This is a genomic window from Actinoplanes regularis (assembly GCF_900188005.1).
Classification (GTDB): Bacteria; Actinomycetota; Actinomycetes; order Mycobacteriales; family Micromonosporaceae; genus Actinoplanes; species Actinoplanes regularis.
The window spans coordinates 125,146-147,670 of record NZ_FZNR01000002.1; the positions used below are offsets into that span (position 1 = coordinate 125,146).

Annotated in this window: 10 protein-coding genes; 8 read left to right on the forward strand and 2 right to left on the reverse strand. The window is 73.7% G+C overall.

Annotated elements, in window-relative coordinates; genetic code table 11:
- Positions 1-17: 17 nt before the first annotated feature.
- Genes CHC09_RS05840 through CHC09_RS05865 form a run of 6 tightly spaced genes read left to right on the forward strand, consistent with a single transcriptional unit; the run spans position 18 to position 17,834 of the window.
- The gene (locus CHC09_RS05840) at positions 18-890 is read left to right on the forward strand and encodes a DUF4132 domain-containing protein (RefSeq protein WP_089291958.1); all 873 of its coding nucleotides are present in this window, start codon (positions 18-20) and stop codon (positions 888-890) included.
- A complete protein-coding gene (locus CHC09_RS05845) occupies positions 887-5,578 on the forward strand; it encodes a hypothetical protein (RefSeq protein ID WP_089291959.1) in 4,692 nt (1,563 codons plus the stop codon). Before CHC09_RS05840 ends, CHC09_RS05845 begins: the two co-directional genes overlap by 4 nt.
- Positions 5,575-10,248, forward strand: a complete 4,674-nt coding sequence (locus CHC09_RS05850; protein WP_089291960.1) for a hypothetical protein — start codon at positions 5,575-5,577, stop codon at positions 10,246-10,248. The genes CHC09_RS05845 and CHC09_RS05850 overlap by 4 nt, the downstream gene beginning before the upstream one ends.
- Positions 10,245-11,366, forward strand: coding sequence for an ATP-binding protein (locus CHC09_RS05855; RefSeq protein WP_203833069.1), 1,122 nt, complete (start codon positions 10,245-10,247; stop codon positions 11,364-11,366). Before CHC09_RS05850 ends, CHC09_RS05855 begins: the two co-directional genes overlap by 4 nt.
- Entirely contained in the window at positions 11,359-15,270 is a 3,912-nt protein-coding gene (locus CHC09_RS47400) for a DUF5682 family protein (RefSeq protein ID WP_239138206.1), read from the forward strand. The genes CHC09_RS05855 and CHC09_RS47400 overlap by 8 nt, the downstream gene beginning before the upstream one ends.
- Positions 15,267-17,834 (forward strand): SWIM zinc finger family protein, encoded by a 2,568-nt coding sequence (locus tag CHC09_RS05865; RefSeq protein ID WP_179276962.1) that lies wholly within the window; start codon positions 15,267-15,269, stop codon positions 17,832-17,834. Before CHC09_RS47400 ends, CHC09_RS05865 begins: the two co-directional genes overlap by 4 nt.
- Positions 17,835-18,127: 293 nt before the next feature.
- Here the strand turns inward: CHC09_RS05865 and CHC09_RS05870 are convergent, their stop codons facing one another.
- Positions 18,128-19,216 carry an acyl-CoA dehydrogenase family protein gene (locus tag CHC09_RS05870; RefSeq protein ID WP_089291963.1) on the reverse strand — a complete coding sequence of 363 codons (1,089 nt, stop codon included), beginning with the start codon at positions 19,214-19,216 and terminating at the stop codon, positions 18,128-18,130.
- Positions 19,217-19,270: 54 nt separating this feature from the next.
- Here CHC09_RS05870 and CHC09_RS05875 point away from each other — a divergent pair, with 54 nt between their 5' ends.
- The gene (locus CHC09_RS05875) at positions 19,271-20,713 is read left to right on the forward strand and encodes an aldehyde dehydrogenase family protein (RefSeq protein ID WP_373871895.1); all 1,443 of its coding nucleotides are present in this window, start codon (positions 19,271-19,273) and stop codon (positions 20,711-20,713) included.
- Between the two features lie 179 nt (positions 20,714-20,892).
- Here CHC09_RS05875 and CHC09_RS05880 read toward each other — a convergent pair whose 3' ends face one another.
- The gene (locus CHC09_RS05880) at positions 20,893-21,540 is read right to left on the reverse strand and encodes a GntR family transcriptional regulator (RefSeq protein ID WP_089291965.1); all 648 of its coding nucleotides are present in this window, start codon (positions 21,538-21,540) and stop codon (positions 20,893-20,895) included.
- Positions 21,541-21,625: 85 nt separating this feature from the next.
- Here CHC09_RS05880 and CHC09_RS05885 point away from each other — a divergent pair, with 85 nt between their 5' ends.
- Complete coding sequence (locus tag CHC09_RS05885) at positions 21,626-22,519, forward strand: oxygenase MpaB family protein (protein WP_143232214.1); 894 nt, start codon at positions 21,626-21,628, stop codon at positions 22,517-22,519.
- Positions 22,520-22,525: the final 6 nt, after the last annotated feature.

Below are 22,525 nucleotides of genomic sequence, written 5' to 3' on the forward strand. Positions count from 1 at the left end.
CCAGCGAGGGGATTGGCATGGGTTGGATAGCGGCTGGCGCCGACTATGAGGTGAGCCTCGACCACCGCAAGGTGATCGTGCGTACGGCGGCGGGCAAACCGCTGAAGAGCATGCCCAAGGCGATCAAGGACCACGAGGCAGTGGTCGGGCTGCGGCAGCTGCTCGAGTGGCTGAAGCGCCACGAGGCGACCTGCCGGGCCGAGGTCGAGCGGTGGATGATCCGGTCGCTGCCGGTGCCGGCCGCCGTCATCGCGCAGGTGTGGCTCGACGAGGCGTGGCGGGCCGCGCTGCGCGACCTGGTGATCGTCCCGGTCGACGACAAGGGCGAGTGGGACGTGGCCACCGCCGGCCTGCTGCGCGACGCCGGCACCGACACCGGCCTCGGCGTCGTCGACCTGGACGGCGAGTCCACCCGGATCATGGCGGAGAGCGTCGCCATCCCGCACCCGGTCCGCCTGCCCGACCTCGCCGACCTGCGCGAGTTCGCCGCCGACCTCGGTGTCGAACAGGGCACCCTGCAGCTGTTCCGGGAGGTCTGGCACAAGCCGGCCGACCCGGCCGAGCAGGAGCGCGAGCTGAGCCGGTACGGTGGCGCCGCCTTCAAGGAGCTGCGGCACGTGCAGTCCCGGGCCACCTCGGCCGGCTATCGCGTGCAGGGCGGCACGGTCGTCTGCCGGATCTGGGAGGACGGGAGGACCGCCGTCGCCTCGGTGTGGATCGGCGACGGCGACCCGGGCTACGAGACCGAGACCTCCGGTCTCTCCTTCACCGACGCGGCCGGGGAGCAGCTGTCCACCGCGGACGTGCCGGCGGTCGCCTGGTCCGAGGGTCTGCGGATGGCCGCTCACCTGCACGCCGGCCGGGTCGTCGAAGAGACGGCCACGCGATGAGCGTCCTGGAAGCCGGCGGCATCGTGGCCGGCCCGGCCACCGACCGCGCCCTCGACCCGGTCACCGCCCGCGCCTACCGGCATCCGGTGCTGGCCGACCGGACCGTGGTGCGGCTGGTCGGCGCCGCGACCGGCCCCGCCGAGGACCTGAGCATGGAGTTCCTCGGTTTCTCCGGTGCCGGGGCGGTGGAGGTCGGGCACGGGCTGCGGCAGGCGCTGGGCTTCCCGGCCTGGGCGCTGGTGCACGACCCGGCCAACGGGCGGCACGCGCTGGCCCTGGTCAAGGAGATGGAGAGGCTCGCCCGGACGGCGCAGGGCAAACCGGGCAACGCCATGGACGGCTATCAGGTGCTGGCCGAGCGGCTGGGGGCGGCCGCGCCGCAGTTCCTGCCGACCTTCTGGGAGCAGGCCGGCCGCGCGTTCCTCGCCGTTGAGAACAGGCGGACGGCCGGGTCGTGCTTCACCGAGGCGCGGCGGGCCGAGCAGGTGCACGGGCTGGCCGTGGACGAGGACCGGGTGCGCGACGTGCACCTGGAGTTCGCGTTCGCCGGGGCGCTGACCGCGGCGATGCTCGGGGCGTACACCCGGCAGGTGGTCGAGCGGCGGCCGCCGGTGGAGGCGTACGAGCTGGTCAAGACCCTGGCGCTGCGCCGGGTCGCGGGTGGCCTGCCGCCGCACGCGTCGATGGCGGCCGACCTGGCCCGGCTCGCGAAGGCCGCCGGGCTCGACGCCGAGCGGGAGGCCGACGAGGTGGCCGGGCGGCTGCTCACCTACCCCGCGCTGGCCCGGTCGCACCCGTCGGTCTGGAAGTCCTACCGGAAGAACCTGGTCCGGCTCGCCCGGCGGGACGCCGAGGTGCGGGCCCGGCTGCTGCGGATCATCCCGGATCCGCCGGGCTACGACACCGACATGACCGAGCAGTGGCTGGAATTGCTCGAGAGCGCCGGCGCGACCACCGGGCTGACCTCGACGGACATCGTGGACGGCACGGCGAGCCGATGGCTGGAGCGGTTGCTGGAGATGCGGCGCCACGGCCGGCGCAACGGGCGCAGCCTCCGGCTGCTCGGCCTGCTGGAGCGGATGCTGCCCCGGCTGGCCGCCGAGGGCGGGGTGCGGCTCGGCGACACCGCGTGGGTCGCCGAGATCGACGTCCTCGACGTGTGCCTCTCCGGCGGGGTGCCGGTCTCGCTCGGCGAGCGCGACCACGCGTTCCCGCTGGTGGACTGGATTCGGGACAGCAAGCCGGGCCGCCGCGACCTCTCCGCGGTCGCGGCCGACCCGCGATGGCGCGCCCTGCTGGCTCGCAGCATCCGCGCCGCACTCAGCGGGATGCGCACCGGCCACGCGCTGAACAGTCCGGCGCTGCCGGAGGAGACGCTGCGGACGGCGTTCGGTGCACCGGGCGTTCGCGACGTGCTGGTGGAGATGCTTATCGAGCAGACCGGCCGGGCCGGCCACGGCACCGTGACCAGCCTCGACGACGATCTGACCGAGCTTGCGCCGCTGTGGTCGGCGACCGGTGTGGCGCTCGCTCCGGATGGGTTCCGCAAGTTGCTGGCGGTCGACATGCCGGCCGTGGTGGCGCGGACGCTGCGGGCCGGGTTGCCGTCGGAGCTGGCCTGGCCGGCGTACGAGGAGGTCGCGAAGCAGAAGCTGCGCGTGCAGTTCGGCGACGCGTGGCCGGAACTGGTCGTGCACGACCACCAGTCGGCGCACGTCGTCACGCCCGGCGACCGGGTCACCGAGCACGTGTTCCGGCTGCCACCCGCCGGCCGGCGGCCGTACCGGGAGACCGTCTGCCGCCAGGTCGACGGCGATCTGCTGGTCGCGGCGTGGAGCTGGGAGAACAGCGCCGCCTACTGGTCGTCGCGCCCGGACGATCACTTCCAGGGCGACCTGCGATTCACCCCGGTCCGGTGGGGCGTCGCACCGGTGCTGCTGCCGCTGCCGGGCGGTGGCGCGACCACCGGCACCCTGCCGATCCATCCGGGCGACCAGCACGCGCCCTCGGCCCTCTATCCCCTGGCCACCGACGGGCAGGCGTTCTGGCTCTGCGAACCGGTGGACGGCTCGGACCGGTGGCAGTGGCGGGAGTTCGATCCGCTGACCGGCGAGCGCGGCCGGGTCAGCGTGCCCGCCTTCTTCGAATCCGACGGCCGGCGCCTGCTGGCCGAGGTCTGCCGGTTGCGCACGGCCCCGGCCGAGTTCGCCGGATCGCCGCTGGGCTACCGGGCCGGGCTGGTCGGCTGGCGGACCGAGGTCACCGCCGACGGCGACCAGGTCGGCGAGGGCGTCGACGGCCGCCGGGTGATGCTCCCGGGGCGGACCCTGCGCCGGTTCGGCCGCAACGGCCACGGCGCGGCCCAGCTCAGCGGTGCCGTCCTGCTGCCGGGCGCCACGGCGCCGCTGCCGGTGACCCGGTCGCCCGACCACCCGGTCGGCCGCCTGCAGCTCTGGACCGCCGACGGCGAGTACCTGCTCGCCGAGCTGGCCGACGGGAACGGCACGCTGCCGCCGCTCTCCTGGTGGCACGGACTGCGGGCCCGCGACGCGGCGGGATCGGCCGTCCTGCGCGCGCTCGACGAGACGACCGCGGCCGCGCTGCTCGCCGTCGACGACACGGTGACCGGGACGGTCGGGATCAAGGCCGCCGTCACGGCGAACGTCGTGGCCTGCCTCCCGGCGGTCACCGACGCCGCCCTGCGCGAGCGGATCACCGAGGTGGTGGCCCGAGCCGCGCGGATGCGCCGCCGGATCGCTGAACTCGAGCAGCACCTGACCGAGCAGCCCACCGGGCCGGCTCCGATGCCGGCCGCCACCGACGGGGCGCTGGAGACGGCGTGGCAAGGGCTGTGCGGTTTCGACCGCGACAGGTACCAGGGCCACGGGCAGCGATCACAGGTCAGCCACGAGATCCTGACACAGGTCGCGGCGACCGGCGCGCTCCTGGCCGGCGATGATACGGAGCCACTGCGGGTGGTCGACCCGATCTGGACCCCGCTGCTGGCCGGACTGGGCGCGGTCGCGGTGCGGGCGGCATCCGCGGTGACCGGCGACGAGGATCGGCGGGCGCTGGCCGCCTTCCTCACCACAGTGGCCGGTACCCCGATGGACGGCGGCACGCCGCTGCGGGTGCTGGCGCTGACCCAGCCGCCGCACACCCCCGCCGAGCCGGTGCACCGGCTCGGCGCTCAGGTCACCGTGCTGCTACCGGCAGGACACCAGTTCTTCTACCGGCCGGACGACAAGAAGAACCGAGTGGCGGTCCAGGTGTCGGCGGAGCATGCGTTCAAGCCGCCGGCGGGCCTGCTCGTCGAGGAGGAGTTGTCGCCCAGCGGCCGGCTGACCGGCGAGCGGCTGCGCGAGTTCACCGCTCTGCTCGCCGAACGCGGTCCGGCGCCGTGGCGCCCCGCGGCCGCCGAGGCGCTCGTCGAGGCGACCGGCATGACCCGGGCCGAAGCGATCCTGCTGCTGGCCGGCCTGCCGTCGATCGCCTCGTGGGAGGCGAACTTCCTGACCGCCGAGCAGCGCGCGGCCCTCGGCCTGAGCGCGGCGCACGCCAAGGTGGCACACGCCGCCCTGCGGCGACTGACGCCGCCGCAGCGGGTCGCCCTGCTCGACGCGGCGATGCCCGGCGATCCGGCCGTCCTCTGGACGGAGGGTCCGGACGTGGCGGCGGTGGCGCAGCAGTGGATCCGGCTCCGGGGACGGCGGGCGGCGGTGCCCGAGGAACTCCTCGCCGACTTCGCCCGGGTCACCGACCGGGACCTCGCGGCGACCGTGCTGCAGGCGATCGCGGGGCCGTCGGCCGGTGACTGGCTCAGCACCGACGGCCGCGGCCAGGCGGATCAGATCGCCCGGATGGGGGCCGAGGCCGGGGAGGCGTTCGACGGTCGTCACCTGCAGGCCGCCGCCATCGCTCTGCCGTGGCTGGCGTACACCCTGACCTGGGACGATCCGCTGCGGGCCGGATTGCCCGAGGCGCTGCGGCTGGTCCGCGAGCGGCTGCGGAACCCGGAACTGGCGGTCGGATACGGCTCGTGCGAGGTGGCGAAGCGGCCCGAGGCCGGGCCCGCCCTGGTCGACGGCCGTAACAACGGTGTCTGGGTCACCTTCCACGTCACGCCAGCGCGACTGTCCGGGCCGGACGATCCGGCGCTCGGCTTCATCGACGAACACACCGCGGGCGGCCTGCGGACGCTGCTCTCCGGATGGCTCGACGACGTGGTCAGCACGCCGGAGGGTGTGCCGGGGGATCCGCACGATCCGCGGGTCAGCGTGCCGGGGCTGGTCGGCGAGGTGCGTGAGCGGTTCGGGGTGGACGGTGACGCCGCCGCGTACTACCTGCAGGTGCTCTCGCTGCCGGATCCGACCGACAAGGCCGTACAGCGCTGGAACGGGTGGAAGCCCGCCGCGCTGCGCACGGCGCAGGCGGCCCTGACCGGGGCCGGGCTGGTGGTGGCGGCCAAGCGTGAACGGGCCGCCCGGCCGGTGTTCCTGCCCGGCGGCTGGCAGGCCGCCAAGTCGCCCCGGCTTCCGGTGGAGACCTGGAAGCTGCCGCTCTACGTTGACAACGGCGGGCTGCTGTTCGTGCCGCACACCTTGCCGGGGCTCTTCGCCGCCGCGTGGGCCCGGATCGTCGCCGGGGACCTGCCCCGCTATCACGAACTGAAGGAGAGCACCCGATGAGCGGCAAGCTCCTGGACGCCGGGGCGATCCTGCCGGGTCCGCCCACCGACGCCGGCCAGGACGTGATGACCGCGCGCTGCTACCGGCACCCGGTGCTGGACGGGCGGACCATGGTGCGGCTGGTCGGCGCGACCGTCGGGCCGGCGGAGGACCTGAGCATGGAGTTCCTCGGGTTCGCCGGGGCGGCCACGCCGGTCGAGGTCGGACACGGGCGGCGGCTGGCGCTGGGTTTTCCGGCGTGGGCGCTGGTCCACGATCCGGCCAACGGGCGGCACGCGCTCGCCCTGGTCAAGGAGATGGAGAAGCTCGCCCGGACCGCCCGGCACAAGCCGGGCAACGCCCGGGACGGATACGGCGAGCTGGCGGAACGGCTCGGCGCCGCGGCTCCGCAGCTGCTCCCGACGTTCTGGGAGCAGGCCGGTCGGGCGTTCCTGGCCGCTGAGAACCAGCGGATGGCCGGGTCGTGCTTCACCGAGGCGCGGCGGGCCGAGCAGGTGCACGGGCTGGCCGTGGACGAGGACCGGGTGCGCGACGTGCACCTGGAGTTCGCGCTGGCGGGTGGTCTGACCGCGACGATGCTGGCCGCCTATGCCCGCGAGGTGGTGGCGCGCAGGCCGCCGGCGGAGGCGTACGAGCTGGTCAGGAACCTCTCGCTGCGACGGGTCGCGGGTGGCCTGCCGCCGCATGTCTCGATGGCGGCCGATCTGGCGCGGCTGGCCAGGGCCGCCGGCCGGAACCCGGACCGGGAGGCGGAGGAGGTGGTCGCGCTGCTGCTCACCTACCCGGCGACGGCGCGGTCGCACCCGTCGGTGTGGAAGTCCCTCCGCAAGATCTTGATCCGGCTCGGCAAGCGGGACGCCACGGTCCGGGCCCGGCTGCTGGAGATCAGCCCGGAACCGCCGGGCTGGCGCACCGACGTGCGGGAGCAGTGGCTCGAGCTGCTGGAGGCCACCGGGGCGGCCGCCGATCTGACCTCTCCCGCCCCTGGCGCCGTCTCGGCGGGCAGGTGGCTCGAACGATTCCTGAAACTGCATGGCGAGGGCCGCAACGCCCGGCTGATCGCGCTGGTCGAGCGGATGACGGACCGGCTGCGGGCCGAGGGCGGGGTGCGGATCTCGGGCTACGCGCTCGGCGTCGACCTGGACGTTCTCGACGTGTGCCGGGCCGCGGGCGTCCCGGTCGACATCGGTGACGTGCGCCGGGCCCACGGCTTCAAGGTCGACGAGTGGGCTGACGACGAGGGCCCGGGACGCCGCGACCTGGCCGCCATCGCCGCCGACCCTCAACTGCGACCGCTGCTGCGCGCCGGGGTGCGCTCGGCGCTCGGCAAGCTCCGCGACGACGGATCGCTGACCAGCGCGCCGATGCCGGCCGAGCTGATGATGGCGGCATTCGGCGCGGCCGGCGTGCGCGCGGTGCTGACCGAGCTGATCGGTGACCTGACCGGGCAGGCCGGTACGAGCACCGTCGCCGGTCTCCACAAGATCCTGATCGAGCTGGCGCCACTGTGGTCGTCGACCGCCATCGAGTTCGCCCCGGACGCGTTCGGCCTGCTGACGGGCGTCGACATGCCGGCCGTCCTCGCCCGCACGCTGCGCGCCGGGCTGCTCGCCGAGCTGACCTGGCCGGCCTACGAGCGGGCGGCACAGCGCCTCCAGCAGATCGACGTGGGGGTGGCCTGGCCGGAACTGGTGCTGCACGACGAACGCTCGGCGCAGGTGATCAGCCCGGACGGCCGGGTCGCCGAGCACGTCTTCCGCTTCGACTGGGCCGGCCGCCGGTACGCGCCCAACCGCTGGTGGTCCCGCTTCGGCTGCCTGTTCGCGGACGGCGAGCTGCTGGTGTACTGGCACGGCGACAACGGTCAGGTCGGGTACTGGTCGTCGCGGCCGGACGACCTGATCGAGGGCGAGTGGCAGTTCCACCCGGCGCAGGGCTGGTGGCGGCCGCCGCTGCCGGTCCCGGGTGGCGGCAGCACGACCGGATCGCTGCCGATGCACGCCGGGGACGCCCGGATCGTCTCGCCGGAAGGGTACGGGGTGGCCGGCGACGGTCAGGCGTTCTGGCGCCGCGAGCCGGTGGACCCGGACGCACCGCACTGGCGCCGGGAATTGCGGTGGCGGGAGTTCGACCCCCGGACCGGGCAGGGCGGCCGGGTCAGCCTGCCCGCGTTCTTCGCCGCGGCCGGTGACGGGCTGGACCCGGACTACTCGTCGCTGCGGCCGGTGCCGGCCGAGTTCGCCGACTCACCACTGGGTGTCCGGGACGGCCTGGCCGGCTGGCGGGTGACCCGGAGTCCGGAGGGCGTGCCGACCGCTGAGGGCATCGACGGCCGAACGGCCGCCACGCTGATCGGGCCGCACCGGACGCCCGGGGAGACCCCGATCGGCGCGGTGTCACTGCCCGGCTCCACGGCCGCGCTGCCGGTAACCTTGCCGAACAGCACGGTCCGCGTCTGGACCGCGGACGGTGCGCACCTGTTGGACGAGCAGAAGATCTCGACCGGCACGCTGCCACCGTTCGCCTGGTGGCACGCCATGCGGGCGCGCGACGAGGCCGGATCGGCCGCGCTGCGGTCCCTGGACGAGGACACCGCGGCCGCGCTGCTCACCGTCGACGACTCGGTGACCGGCGCGAAAGCGCTGCGGGAGGCGGTGACCGCGAACCTCGTGGCCCACCTGCCCGGGATCACCGACGCCACACTGCGTGCCCGGGTCGCCGAAGTGGTCACCCAGGTGGTCCGGATGCGCCGTCGGATCGCCGAGATCAGCCGGCAGTTGGGCCGGCGGCCGCGGCGGGATCTGCCACGGATCACCGACAACGCGCTCACCACCGCCTGGGACGGTCTGGGCGACCTGGAACCCGCCCACTACCGCAGCATGCCCGGTGAGCAGTGCCTGTTCCTGGAGCAGATCGTCGCGGTCGGCGAGTGCCTGGCCCGGCCGGACAGCGCCGACCCTGCCCAGATTCCATCGGTCGGCGCGACCTGGGCGTCGCTGCTGGCCGGGCTCGGCGCCGTCGCGCTTCGGGCCGCGTCGCCGGCCACGTCCGACGAGGATCGGACGGCGCTGGCCGGGCTGCTCGCGACGATCGCCGGGACGCCACTGGACGGGGAGGCCGCGCCGCTCCGGATCGTGCGGGTGGCCCAGGACGGCATGGTCGACGGGGCGGTCGACTGGCATCGGGACGGCGCCCGGCTCACCGTGGTCTTCCCGCCCGATGGGTACCACCATTCCTACAACCCTGACGGACGATGGCAGCGGGACGTGATCCAGGTGGCCCCGGACGGCGTGTTCACCCTGCCGCCCAGCCCGGTCCTGTACGAGCGCGAGTCCGTACGGCCCAGCGGGCGCCTCGCCGGTGAACGGCTGCGGGCGTTCCTCACCCTGCTCGCCGAGCGGGGGCCCGCGCCGTGGCGCCCCTCGTCCGCGGAAGCGCTGGCCGAGGCCACCGGCATGACCCGCGCCGAGGCGGTGCTGCTGCTCGCCGGGCTGCCCGGGGTGGCCCGCTGGGAGGCCACGTTCCTGAGCACCGAGCAGCGAAGGCTGCTGGGCCTCACCGGACCGCACGCCACGCTCGGCCGAGAGGCCGTGCAGGAGTTGAGCCATCGGGAGCGGGTCGCGCTGCTCGACGCGGCGATGCCCACCGACCCGGTCGCGCTCTGGGAACACGGGCCGGACGTGGCCGCGATCGCGGAGAAGTGGATCGCGTTGCGGGGCCGCCGGGTGGCCGTGCCGGAGGAACTCGTCGCCGGCCTGGCCCGCGTCGTCGACAGGTCGCTGGCGCCCGCGCTGCTGCGGGCCGTCGCCGCCCCGGCTCCCGGCGACTGCCTGACCACCGACGGCCCGGCCCCGGACGGGACCGTGCCGTTCGACGCGGACCACCTGCCGGCCGCCGCCGTCGCCCTGCCCTGGCTGGCCTACCACCTGACCTGGGACGATCCGCTGCGCGCCGCGCTACCGGAGGCGCTACGGCTGGTTCGTGAGCGGCTGCGCAACCCGAACCTGCGGGTCGGAGAGGGCTGGTACCGGGTGGCCGCCCGTCCGGACGCCGGCCCCGCGCTCGTCGACACCTACACCTACGACGGGCACGTGACGGTGAGCCTGGTGCCGGCGGAGCTGTCCGGCCTCGACGACCCGGCGATCGGCCTCGTCGATGACGAGACCGCGGTCGCGCTGCGGATCCTGCTGTCCACGTCGATCGAGGAGGCGGTGGCCACCCCGGAGGGTGCGTCCGGTGATCCGCGTGATCCCCGGGTCTGCCTGCCCACCCTGGTCGATGAGGTGCGCGAGCGGTACCGGCTGGACGGCGACGCGGCGGCGTACTACCTGCAGCTGCTCGCGCTGCCCGACCCGGCCGACAAGGCAGTCCGGGCGTGGAACGGCTGGACGTCCACTGAGCTGAGACGAGCGCAGCGGGCGCTGATCGACGCCGGGCTGGTGGTCACCGCGAAACGGGAGCGCGCCGGACGCCCGGTCTTCCTGCCCGGCGGCTGGCAGGCGGCGCGGGCCCCGCACCTGCCGGTCGAGACCTGGAAGCTGACGATGTACCAAGAGCTCGACAGGGTGCGGCTGGTCGTGTCATCACTGCCGCTGCTGTTCCGCACCGCCTGGGGCCGGATCACCGACGGTGACGTCCCCCGCTATCACGACCTGGAGGAGAACCGGTGACCACCGCTCGTCAGATCGATCCACCCGAGCATCGGTACGCCGATGAGCTGGCCTTCCTCGCCGCCGCCGACGCCGGGGCGCGGCCACCGGGCTGGCGGATGACACCACGGTCGGTGGTCACGTTCATCGCCGGGTCGGGCGGCACGCCGGTCCACGGGCCCGACGGCCGCCGGGTGATCGAGCCGAAATTCGTCGGCGAGCGGGCCCTGGTCGAGCGGTGCGTGGTCACCCTCGCCGGGGAGCGCGGGCTGCTGCTGGTCGGCGAGCCGGGCACCGCCAAGTCGATGCTCTCCGAGCTGCTCGCCGCGGCGATCTGCGGGACCAGCGCGCTCGCCGTTCAGGGCACCGCCGGCACCACCGAGGATCAGCTGCGGTACGGCTGGAACTACGCGTTGTTGCTGGCCAAGGGCCCGACGGCGGAGTCGCTGGTGCCGTCGCCGGTGCTGACCGCGATGACCACCGGCGCGGTCGCCCGGGTCGAGGAGATCACCCGCTGCCTGCCGGAGATCCAGGACGCCCTGGTCTCGATCATGTCGGAGCGGCGGATCAGCGTGCCGGAGCTGGCCGGGCAGGACGGGGCGGTCGGCTACGCCGTGCCCGGGTTCTGCCTGATCGCGACGGCGAACCTGCGCGACCGCGGGGTGTCCGAGATGTCGGCGGCACTCAAGCGGCGGTTCAACTTCGAGGTGGTGCCGCCGATCGCCGACCTGGACGCGGAGGTCGCGCTGGTCACCCGGCAGGCGCGGGCCGCGGTCGAGCGGGGCGGTGCGACCTACGCGGTGGACGAGGCGGTGCTCGAGACCCTGGTCACGGCGTTCCGCGACCTGCGCAACGGGGTCAGCGCCGAGGGTTGGGAGGTGGAGCGGCCGTCGTCGGTGATGAGCACGGCCGAGGCGGTGGCGGTGGCCGCGTCGATCGGGCTGTCGGCGGCGTACCTGCCCGGGCCGGACCCGTTGTCGCTGCTGCCCGGACACCTGCTCGGGGTGGTCCGCAAGGACGACCCGGCGGATGCGGGCCGGCTGCTGGCGTACTGGGACGGTGCGCTGCGGCGGCGGGCCGAGGCGGGTTCACGCATGTGGCGCCAGCTGTGGGAACACCGCGATGTCCTCCGTGACTGACCGCCCGCCGTCGGCCGCCGACCGAGCCGCACCGCGCGCGGCCGTCGACCGGCTCGCCGGTGACGCGCGGATCCAGCTGATCGGCGTGCGGCACCACTCGCCGGTGCTGGCCGCGGCCGTGCCGGCGCTGCTCGACGCCTTCCGGCCCGAGACCGTCCTGGTCGAACTGCCCGCCGAGATGCAGCCATGGATGCGGTGGCTGTCCGATCCGGACACGGTCGCGCCGGTCGCCCTGGCCGCGGCCGGGATCGACCGGCCGATCGCGTTCTACCCGTTCGCCGACTTCAGCCCGGAACTGGCGGCGGTCCGCTGGGCGCGGCAGGCCGGCGTGCCGGTGATCTGCGGGGATCTGCCGCTGACCGATCCGGCCTGGGCCGCCGGTCGCCTCGGCATGCCCGGGGGCGGCGAGGCCACGCCCGGCACGCCGGACGGCACGCGGCAGCCGGGCCGCCGGGGTGAAGCCGATGGCGGGCCGGGGCTCGGGGACGCGGTGCAGATCGCGTTGTCCGGTCGGGCCGGCGACGACCTGTGGGACCGCTGGATCGAGGCGGAGGCCCCGGGAAGTCCGCCGGAAGCTGTCCGGCGGGCCGCTCTCGCGGCCGGGTGGGCACTGCGATTCGACGTTTCCGGGTACGGCGTCGATCCGCTGGACCTGCGCCGGGAGGCCTGCATGCGAGCGCACCTGCACGGTGTGCCCGGCCGTATCTCCGCTGTCGTAGGAGCGTTCCACGCGCCCGTCCTCCTCGACCCTCCGGACCCTGATCCCGCTCCGGCCGGCGCCGGGAGTCGTGGACGGACCGCATCACGCCTCGGCCTCCCGCACCCGGGTCAGCCAGTCGGCCGCCCACGGGTCGCGGAGCCGGTGATCTCGCTCGTTCCGTACACGTTCGACCTGCTGGACGCGCGCTCCGGATATCCCGCCGGGATCCGGGATCCGCGCTGGCAGCAGGCGGTGTTCGAGGCCGGCGCCGAGCCGGGGCGCCTGCGGGCGGCCGCGGATCGGTTCGCCGTCGAAGTCGCGCGGGAGCTACGGGGGCACGGGCAGCCCGCCGGACCGGCCGAAGCGGCCGAGGTCGCCCGCGTCGCCGGAGATCTGGCCGGGCTGCGGAACCTGCCGGCGCCCGGGCGGGGCGAACTGGTGGAGGCGCTGCAGACGGTGCTCGCTCAGGGCGCGCCGGCCGGCGCCGGACGCGGGGTCGCCCGGGCCATGGAGGAGGTGCTGGTCGGGCGGCGGCGTGGGCGCCTGCCCGGCGGCGCGCCGGTCACCGGGCTGCGGCCGGCGGTCGAGCGGGAACTCGCCGGGCTGAGACTGCCCGGGCCGGGACAGCCCGGGCGGCGGCTGCGGCTCGACCCGCTGCGCTCCCCCACCGACCGGGATCGGGAGCTGGCCATTCGCCGGCTGGAAGCGTGCGGCGCGCCCTACGGGGACGCCGGTGCGGCTGGGCCGGTCGCCGGTGGGGAGACGTTGACGAACACCTGGCGGGTGGAGTGGACGCCGACCGTCGACGCGGCGCTCGCGCTGGCCGGCCTGCACGGGGTCACTCTCGCGCAGGCGGCCGGGGGTGTGCTCGGCAGCCGTCGGCGCCGGGAGCGGCAGGCCGGTGGGCCGACCGCCGATCAGGCGCTGGCGGGCCTGGAACGGGCCGCGGTCTGCGGTCTGCCGGAGCTGGCCCGGGAGCGGCTCGGCGACGTGCGGCAGGCGGTCTGCCACGGTGGTGGGATCCAGCAGATCGTCGCCGCTCTGCACCTGATCAGCAGGATTTCTCGAGGCCACATCGCCGGCCTGGGACCCGAGGCGCTCGAGCAGACTCTCGCGGCGCCTCAGGAGAGGCCGCGCACAGAGGCGCTCGACGGGAATCCCGTGGGGCATCAGAGACAGCCCCGCGCAGAGGCGCTCGATGAGCCGGCAACAACCCGGGACAAGACTCCTGCCGAACCTCGGCAGCGGGCGCACGTTGAGGCGCTCGATGGGTTGGGGGCGGCTCGGGACGAGTTGCACGCGGCCGCGGTGGCGGCGGTCGCCGGGCTGGCCGGGTCGGGCCGGATCGAGGATGCCCGGGCGTTGCTCGATCTGGTTCGGGCGGCCGACGAGGCCGGGCGCCGGCTGCGGCTCGGCCGGGCGATCCGGGACCTGGTTCGGGACGGGTCGCCGGTGATGGCAGGGGCGGCGAACGCGGTCGGGGTGCTGCTCGGGCACGAGACACCGGACACGTTCGGGATCCGGCTGGCGTCCTGGGCCGGTCTGCCGGATGCCGGTTCGACGGACCGGTTTCGCGGTGCGCTCAGCGTCGCCGGGGCGCTGCTGCAGGCCGGAAACGAGTTCCTGACACCGCTGCTGGACACGGTGGAAGGGATGACGGACGACGATTTCGTACGCCGGCTGCCGGCGTTGCGCGGTGGATTCGACGTGCTCAGCCCCGCTGATCGGGACCGTCTCCTGCATACGGTCGGTGAGCGGTACGGGACGATCGACGAACGCCTGGTGGCCGATGCCGTGACGGTGGCCGGCTGGATCGCCGCCGATCGGGCGGGGCTGGCCGCGGTGCGGGCGCTCGGTCTTGATCCGGGAGCCGGTGTCACGCCGGCCTCCGGAGCCTCGCCGGGAACAGCCGACAAGGACGATGAGACCGTGGGCGCTCCGGTGAGCCTGGGCGCTCCGGCCGGTATGGACAATGCGGACCATACCGCAGGTACCGGCGATGCCGCAGGTACCGGCGATGCCGCAGGTACCGGCGATGCCGCAGGTACCGGCGATGCCGCAGGTGTCGCAGGTGCCGACGACGCCCGGATCGGCGATGCGGACGGTGGGGTTTCCGCGGTGCAGCGATGGCGGCTGTTGCTCGGGCGGGAGAGCGAAAAGCTGGCGCCACGGCAGCGGCGGCTGGCGACGGCGTTGGACGAGCTCTACGGGGCCGGACAGGGAGAAGGGGCGTACACCGTGGGCGGGGGCGGTGCGGGGCGCGAACCGGCGTACCCGGAGGTCCGCGATTGGCTGGAAGACCTGGAGGATCTCTTCGGTTCCGCCGTACGCGACGAGGTTCTCGCCCGGGCCGCGGAACGCGGCCGTCTGGACGCGGTGCTGGCCGCGGATCCGGAGCGGGTCCGGCCCTCGATCGACCTGTTGCACGCGGTGCTGTCGATGGCCGGCGGGCTGCCGGAGGCGCGGCTGGCCAAGCTGCGGCCGCTGGTCGCCCGGCTCACCGCCGAGCTCACCGCGCAGCTGGCCCGCCGGATCCGCCCGGCGCTGACCGGGCTCGGCACACCACGGCCCACCCGGCGCCCGAGCGGGCGGCTCGATCTGGCCGCGACCGTGCGGCAGAACCTGCATACCGTACGGAAGGACCTGGCCGGCCGGCCGCGGATCGTCCCGGAGCGGCCGGTGTTCCGCAGTCCGGGCCGGCGCAGTGTGGACTGGCAGGTCATCCTGCTCGTCGACGTCTCCGGGTCGATGGAGGAGTCGACGATCTGGGCGGCGCTGACCGCGTCGGTGCTCGCCGGGGTGCCGGCACTGCGCACCAGCTTCGTCACGTTCTCCACCGAGGTGATCGACCTGACCGACCGGGTCACCGACCCGCTGTCGCTGCTGCTGGAGATCCGGGTCGGCGGGGGCACCCACATCGCGGCCGGGATGCGGTACGCCCGGCAGATCACCACTGTCCCGAGCCGGACCATGGTCGTCACGATCAGCGACTTCGAGGAGGGCTATCCGGTCGGCGACCTGCTCGGGGCGGTCCGGGCACTGGTCGACGACGGGGTGACCCTGCTCGGCTGCGCCAGCCTGGACGACAAGGGTCAGCCACGGTACAACACCGGCATCGCGGGACAACTGGTCGCCGCCGGGATGCCGGTCGCCGCGCTGAGCCCGGCCGAGCTGGCCGGATGGATCGGGGAGCGGGTGCGATGAGCCTGCCACCGATCGATCCCGCGGTCACCGCCGAGGCGGTCGCCGCACTCCCCGCCCGGCTGCGCAAACGCCTCGACGAGGTGCTCCCGCAGGTCTCCGCCTGGCCGGTCGGGAGCGGGGACGGCAGCGTCACGGTCCGGCCCGACGACAAGACGACGGTCACGCTGCGAGTGCCGGTCACCACGCCGGAGGAGGCCACCTGCGATTGCCTGCTGGCACCCCGCTGTCTGCACCGCGCCGCAGTCCTGAGCGCCGCACCGATCCTCACGGCCCAACCGGAACCGCCAAACATCCCGGCGGATCCCGGACCGCCGGAGACGCCGGCCTCCGTGACACCTCCCGGACCCGCGGCCGCGCAACTCACCGCGACACCCCCAGAATCCACGACCGCGCAGGTCACAGCGACGTCTCCACAACCGACGACCGCACAGACCACCGCGACACCCCAACAACCAACGACCGCACAAGCCACCGCGACGTCTCCACAACCGACGACCGCACAGACCACCGCGACACCCCAACAACCAACGACCGCACAAGCCACCGCGGCGCCTCCACAACCAACGACCGCACAAGCCACCACGACGTCTCCACAACCGACGACCGCACAGACCACCGCGACACCCCTACAACCGACGACCGTGCAAGTCACCGCGGCGCCTCCGAAACCCAAGACCGCGCAGGTCACTGCGGCACAGCGGAGTGCGGCCGGCGACTTGTGGGCAGCGGGCGCCGCAGTGCTTGTCAACGGCGTTTCCGGGGCGGGCGCCGTGGCCCAGGCCGACCTGTTGCGGGCGGTGCACCAGGCGCGCGCGACCGGGTTGCACGGCCCGGCGGCATCCGCGATCCGGGTGGTCGAGCGGCTGCGGAACGGACGCCGGGAGGATCCCGCGTTCCGGCTGGCCGATCTCACCGACGACCTGCGGGAACTGCTCAGCGCCTGCCACCGGCTGATGTCCGGCGACGGCAGCGTGGCCGGTGTCGCCCGCCGGGACTACGAACCGGTCGGTGATCTGCGCCTGTTCGGCCTGTTCTGCGAGCCGGTGCGAGCCGCGACCGGCCATGCCGGCGCGGCGACCTACCTGGCCGACGGCAAGGGACGGCTGTGGGTGATCTCCGATGTACGACCCGCCGTCGAGCCCGCCACCGCGGCTGCGGTCCGATCCTCGGTCGACCTCGGTGAGGTGCGGCTCAGCCACCACGCTCTGGCCCGCGCCGGCCTGCGGGCGGTCAACGCGCACGCCTCCGCCACCGGCAGACTCAGTCACGGCCGCGCGCGCCAGGCGGTGTCCGCTTCCGGCACCGGATGGTTCGACCCGCCGCTCGACCAACTCTGGCAGGCTGATCCCGGCGATCAGGCCGCACGCTGGCTGGCCGCCACCGCCCTCCCGGCACACGAGCGCCCGGCCCCGCACGACCTCGCCTTCCTCGAAGGCACCATCATCGGCGCCGACCAGCGTGGCCTACTGCTGGCCATCAATCGGCACCATCCGGCGCCAGCCACCGACCGGCACGCCCCGCCACCGCCCATCGACCGCCACGACCCGCCCCCAACCACCGACCGACACAATCCGACGCCAGCCACCGGTCGACACGACCCAGCCGACCGCCACAACCCACCCCCAACCACCGACCGACACAATCCGACGCCAGCCACCGGACGTCACGACCCAACCGACCGCCACGACCCACCCCCAGCCACTGATCGACACGATCCGGCGCCGGCTGCTGGTCGGCACCATCTGGTCGTCGTGGTCGCCGCGCCGCACGAGGACCGGGCCCTGCCCTACATCAACAACCTGCGGCTCCTCGCCAGGCACGGTGTGGGGCAGCGGATCCGGTTGATCGGCCGGTTCACCGGCCCCCGCCGGGTCGATGGCCTGGCCTTCGCCGCGCCGTGGCTCCCGGTCGGGCACGGCGGCCACGTCGACCTCGGCGCTACCGTCCTGGCCCGCGCCGATCTCGCCGACCACTCCGCCCGATCGCCTCTGGATGATGCCGACTGCTCCGCCCGATCGCCCATGGACGGAGCCGACAGCTCCTTCCGAACACCCATGGACGGAGCCAGCCGCTCACCCCGGTCCCCCATGGACGGAGCCAGCCGCTCCCCGCAGTCACCCACGAACGGAGCCGACCGTTCATCCGGGCCGGTTGCGGATGGAGACAGCCATGGGGCGACACCGGACGAACCGGGCGGGGATGGAACTGATTATCAGGCGCTGCCGGGGAGTTGGGCCGCGAGCGTCGGCGGCGACCCGGCCGGGATCACGGCGCCGCCCCTTCATCTGCTGCGCCATCAGGTCGAACGGGTCGTGGCCGCAGGCCGGGCGGTTCTGCTGTCCGGGGTGGGCGACGACACCCGCCGCCTCGCCGCCGCCCACCTCGGCACGGCGAGCGCGGTCCTCACCGGGCTGGGGGCGGCCGGGACACGGCGTACCCGGGATGTCTTCGGCCGCCTGGACCCGCACGACGCGCACCATTTCGCGCGCGCCTGGCTGACCGCGGCGGTCTACGAGCACGCCGCCACGCAAGAGGCCACCCGCCTCGCCTGGACGCAGCAGTGATCGGGCCATTTTGGAGACCCACCACCCGGCCCGCTCACTGGACCCAACCCACCCACTGGCCCCGGCCGACCCACCCAACCCGCCGGCTGACCCGGGCCGACCCACCGGGCCCACCAACTGACCCCGGCCAACCCACCCGGACCACCAACTGACCCCGGCCAACCCACCCGGCCCACCAACTGACCCCGGCCAACCCACCCGGACCACCAACTGACCCCGGCCAACCCACCCGGACCACCAACTGACCCCGGCGAGGATCCCGGCCGGGCCGCTCGGCGGTCCTGGCCGGGGTGTCAGAGGCCGTACGTCTTGCCGATGATGTCCCGCTGGATCTCGCTCGTCCCGCCGTAGATGGTCGAGACCAGCGTGGCCCGGACATGCCGCTCCATGTCGTACTCGGTCGCATACCCGTAGCCGCCCATCATCTGCATGCCGGCCAGCGCGACCTCCTTCGCCACCTCCGTCGTCTTCAGCTTGGCCATCGAGCTCTCCCGCGCCAGCACCCGCCCCGGCTCCCGATCGGCCAGCGCGGCCACCCGGTAGACCAGCAGCCGGCAACACTCGATCTCGGTGGCCAGGTCCGCGATCCGGTGCCGCTGCACCTGGAACGTCCCGATCGGCCGCCCGAACTGCTTCCGTTCGCGGATGTAGGCGAGCGCGTCGTCGAAGGCCCGCTGTGCCGTCCCCAGCATCAGGGCCGCCAGGATCAGGCGTTCCAGGTTGAGCCCGGCCATCAGCTGACGCCACCCCTGACCGATCGCGCCGACCACCGCGTCCGCCGGCACCACGCAGTCGGTGAAGTAGAGGTCGTTGACCTCGCGGCCGCCCATCGTGTCGATCCCGCTGATCCGCAGCCCAGGCGTCCCCGTCGGCACCAGCAGCATGGTCAGCCCGTCGTGGTCGCCCGGGCTGCCGGAGGTCCGCGCCACCAGCAGGATCGCGTCCGCGAAGTGGGCGTTGGAGCACCACGTCTTCTGCCCGTTGATCACCCAGGTGCCGTCCGCGCCGGGTGTGGCCCGGCAGGCGAGGGCGGCGACGTCGCTTCCGGCCTCCGGTTCGGACATCGCGATCGAGAAGGTACGCCCGTCGGCGAGGCCGCCGCACACCGTCGCCTGCTGCTGCTCGCTGCCGAACCGCCGCACCGCACCGGCCACGATGGCCGAGGTGGCGAAACCGCCGATGGGCGCCATCCCGTACGCCGTCTGCTCCAGAAACAGGCACGTGTCGACCAGACACGACTCGGTCACGCCGAGCCAGCCGAGCGCCGCCATCTTCTCGTAGACGGTCTGATCGTGCGGGTGCGTGACCCACTGCTCCCGCTTGCAGAAGTCGGCGACCGCCGCCGCGAAGTCGCGCTGCTCATCCGTAAAGTCAAGATCCATATCAATCCCTTTCCTGTGATCACCTGGGGATTGACATCGAACGTAACATATCAAATATCAAATCTAGCGAGCTCGAGGAGACGTCACATGGCCGACGTGGCAGCCGCGGTGAGCCAGGCCCGTGAAGCGGCCGCCTGGTGGTCCGGCCTCAGCTTCCAAGATCGAGGAACGCGCCTGCTGCGCTGGAAGCGGCACCTCGCCGCCCACTGCGACGGTCTCGCCGACGTGATCCGCGCCGAGACCGGCAAGCCGCACGGCGACGCCCTCCTCGAGGTGATGCTCGCCGTGGAGCACCTGGACTGGGCCGCCCGCAACGCCCGGCGCGTGCTGCGGCGCCGCCGGGTCCGTTCCGGCCTGCTCGCCGCCGATCACGGCGCCGCGCTCGAATACCGGCCGCTCGGCGTGATCGGCGCGATCGGCCCGTGGAACTATCCGGTCTACACGCCGCTCGGCTCGATCTCCTACGCCCTCGCCGCCGGCAACGCGGTCGTCTTCAAACCCAGCGAGCACACCCCCAGGACCGGCCTCTGGCTGGCCGAGGCATGGTCAGAATCGGTCCCGGAGCAGCCGGTGCTGCAGGTGGTGACCGGTGCCGGGGAGACCGGCGCGGCGCTCTGCCGGTCCGGCGTCGACAAGATCGCCTTCACCGGCTCGGCGGCGACCGCGCGGAAGGTCATGGCCGCCTGCGCGGAGACTTTGACGCCGCTGGTGGTCGAGGGCGGCGGTAAGGACGCGATGATCGTGGCCGCGGACGCGGATCTGGACGCCGCCGCCGAGGCGGCCGCGTTCGGCGGCTTCGGCAACGCCGGGCAGACCTGCGCCGGCGTCGAGCGGATCTACGTCGAGCGCGGTGTCCACCAGGCGTTCCTGGCCAAGCTCGCGGCGATCGCCGAAGACCTGCGGCCCGGAGATCAAGAGAGTTCGCCGTACGGCCGGATGACCACCCCGGAGCAGCCGGAGATCGTCCGGCGGCACGTGCGGGACGCGATCGACCGGGGTGGCCGGGCGGTCGTCGGTGGCGTCGAGTCGGTGCGACCGCCGTACATCAGCCCGGTCGTCCTCACCGACGTGCCGGAGGATTCCACGGCCGTCACCGCCGAGACGTTCGGCCCGACCCTGGTGGTCAACCCGGTCGACGACCTGGACCAGGCCGTACGCCTGACGAACGCCTCCCGCTACGGCCTCGCCGCGTCGGTCTTCTCCGGCGATCGCCGCAAGGCGATCGGGCTGGCCCGGCGGCTGCGCGCCGGCGCCGCGTCGATCAACTCGGTGCTGGGGTTCGCCGCGATCCCCGCGCTGCCGTTCGGCGGGAGCGGCGACTCCGGATTCGGCCGGATCCACGGCGCGGACGGGCTGCGCGAGTTCAGCCGGGCGCAGTCGGTGGCGTGGCGGCGGTTCCCGGCGCCGATGGCCCTGATGACCTTCGACCGGGATCCGGCCGTCCTGGCACGCGCCGTGCGCCTGTTCAAAATGCGCCACGCCCGTGGCGGCCGATGAAGGCCGCAGAACCACCGCGACCGCAACACGGGCCGACACCACACGATCAACACGCGGCGCCGCCACGCCCATGGCAGCCAATCAAGGCCGCAGAACCACCGCGACCGCAACACAGGCCGACACCACACGGTCAACACGCGGCGCGGTGGGGATCGCCGTCGTTCGGGGCGGGGCGGCTGTCAGTCCCAGATCCCCAGGCCACGAAGGTGCTTGACCAGCAGGTCGGCGCCGTCGGTGAAGTGCCGGGCCATCGCCGCACGGGCCGCCCCCGGGTCCTTCGCCGCGAACGCCGCCAGCAACGCCTGATGATCGGCCCGCATGGCCTCCCGCCAGCCCGAGTCGGCGGCGTAGAAACGGGCCGGCGTATACCGCGTCGCCACGTGCAGGAACCAGCTCAACTTCCGGGCCTGCGCCATCCGGTTGATGGTCCGGTGGAATTCGTACTCCAGCTGCTCGATCTCGCCCACCTTGCGGGTGCGGGCGGCCCGCTGCAACGCCCGGTCGGCCAGCGCCAGCTCGTCGCGTTCGGTGCCGGTGATCCGCTCGGCGAGCCGCGCGGCCAGCTCCCCCGCGATGTCGCCCTGCAACCGGAACAGGTCGACGACGTCCTGCTCGGACAGTGGTGCGACGACGTATCCCTTGCGGGGCTCCAGCTCGACCATGTCCTCGCCGCGCAGGGTGAGCAGCGCCTCGCGGACCGGCGTGATGCTGACTCCGAGCTGGGCGGCGACCTCCTCCAGCCGGATCCGCGCGCCGGGGCGCAACTCACCGGACATGATCCGGCCGCGCAGCGCCGCGGCCACCTCGTCGGACAGTTGCGGCCGCATGTAGCCACGCTATCAACGCCGAGTGGAAAATGACGCGGCCGGGGACGGTGCCGGCGGACGCCGGTGATCGAGGAGAGGATGACCGATGGGACGCCGACGTTATGAGCTGCGCGACCGGATCGCCGGGCTGGATCCGGAGCGCGACCACCTGGAGATCTACCAGCTGTCCGCCGGGCGCGAGTTCCCGTGGGACTACACCCGGGCCCTGGAGTTCGCACTGTTCCGGACGTATTGCGTGCCGAGCATCTCGCGGCTGCTCGCCGCGACGGGCGAGTTCCGGCTCCGGCCGCAGCAGCGGTACGACGACACGTCCCTGCTGATGGCCGAGATCGCCGCCCACGGGTACGACTCACCGCGCGGCCGCGAGGCCCTCAAGGTGATCAACCGGGCGCACGGACGCTTCGCGATCAGCAACGACGACATGCTGTACGTACTGTCGACGTTCGTCTACGACCCGATCGACTGGCTGGAGCGGTACGGCTGGCGGCCGCCGCACGAGCACGAGAAGCTGGCCGCGTTCCACTACTACCGCGAGGTCGGGAAGCGGATGGGGATTCGCGACATCCCGGCCGGCTACGAGGAGTTCGCCGAGTTCAAACGGGGCTACGAGCAGCAACACTTCGTGTTCTCGGAGACCAATCAGAAGATCGGCGAGTACACGGTCGGGCTCTTCGCCGCCTGGTTCCCGGCGTTCCTGCGCCCCGCCGTACGGCTGGGTGTCCGCGGCATGCTCGACGAACCCATGCTGCGGGCCTTCGGCTTCCCGCCCGCACCGCGCTGGGTCGGCGCGCTGGGTGACTTCGCGCTGCACGCCCGGGCGTACACCCTGCGCTTCTTCCCACCCCGCCGCGCGTCCGTGCTGGGCGTCTCCCCGCGCAACCGCACCTACCCCGGTTACCCGGAGGGCTACCGCCCCGCCGACCTGGGCGCCCCCGAACCCTCCGCCGACCTCCCGGCCGAGCACCTGCGCCGCCCTTAGCGTCCG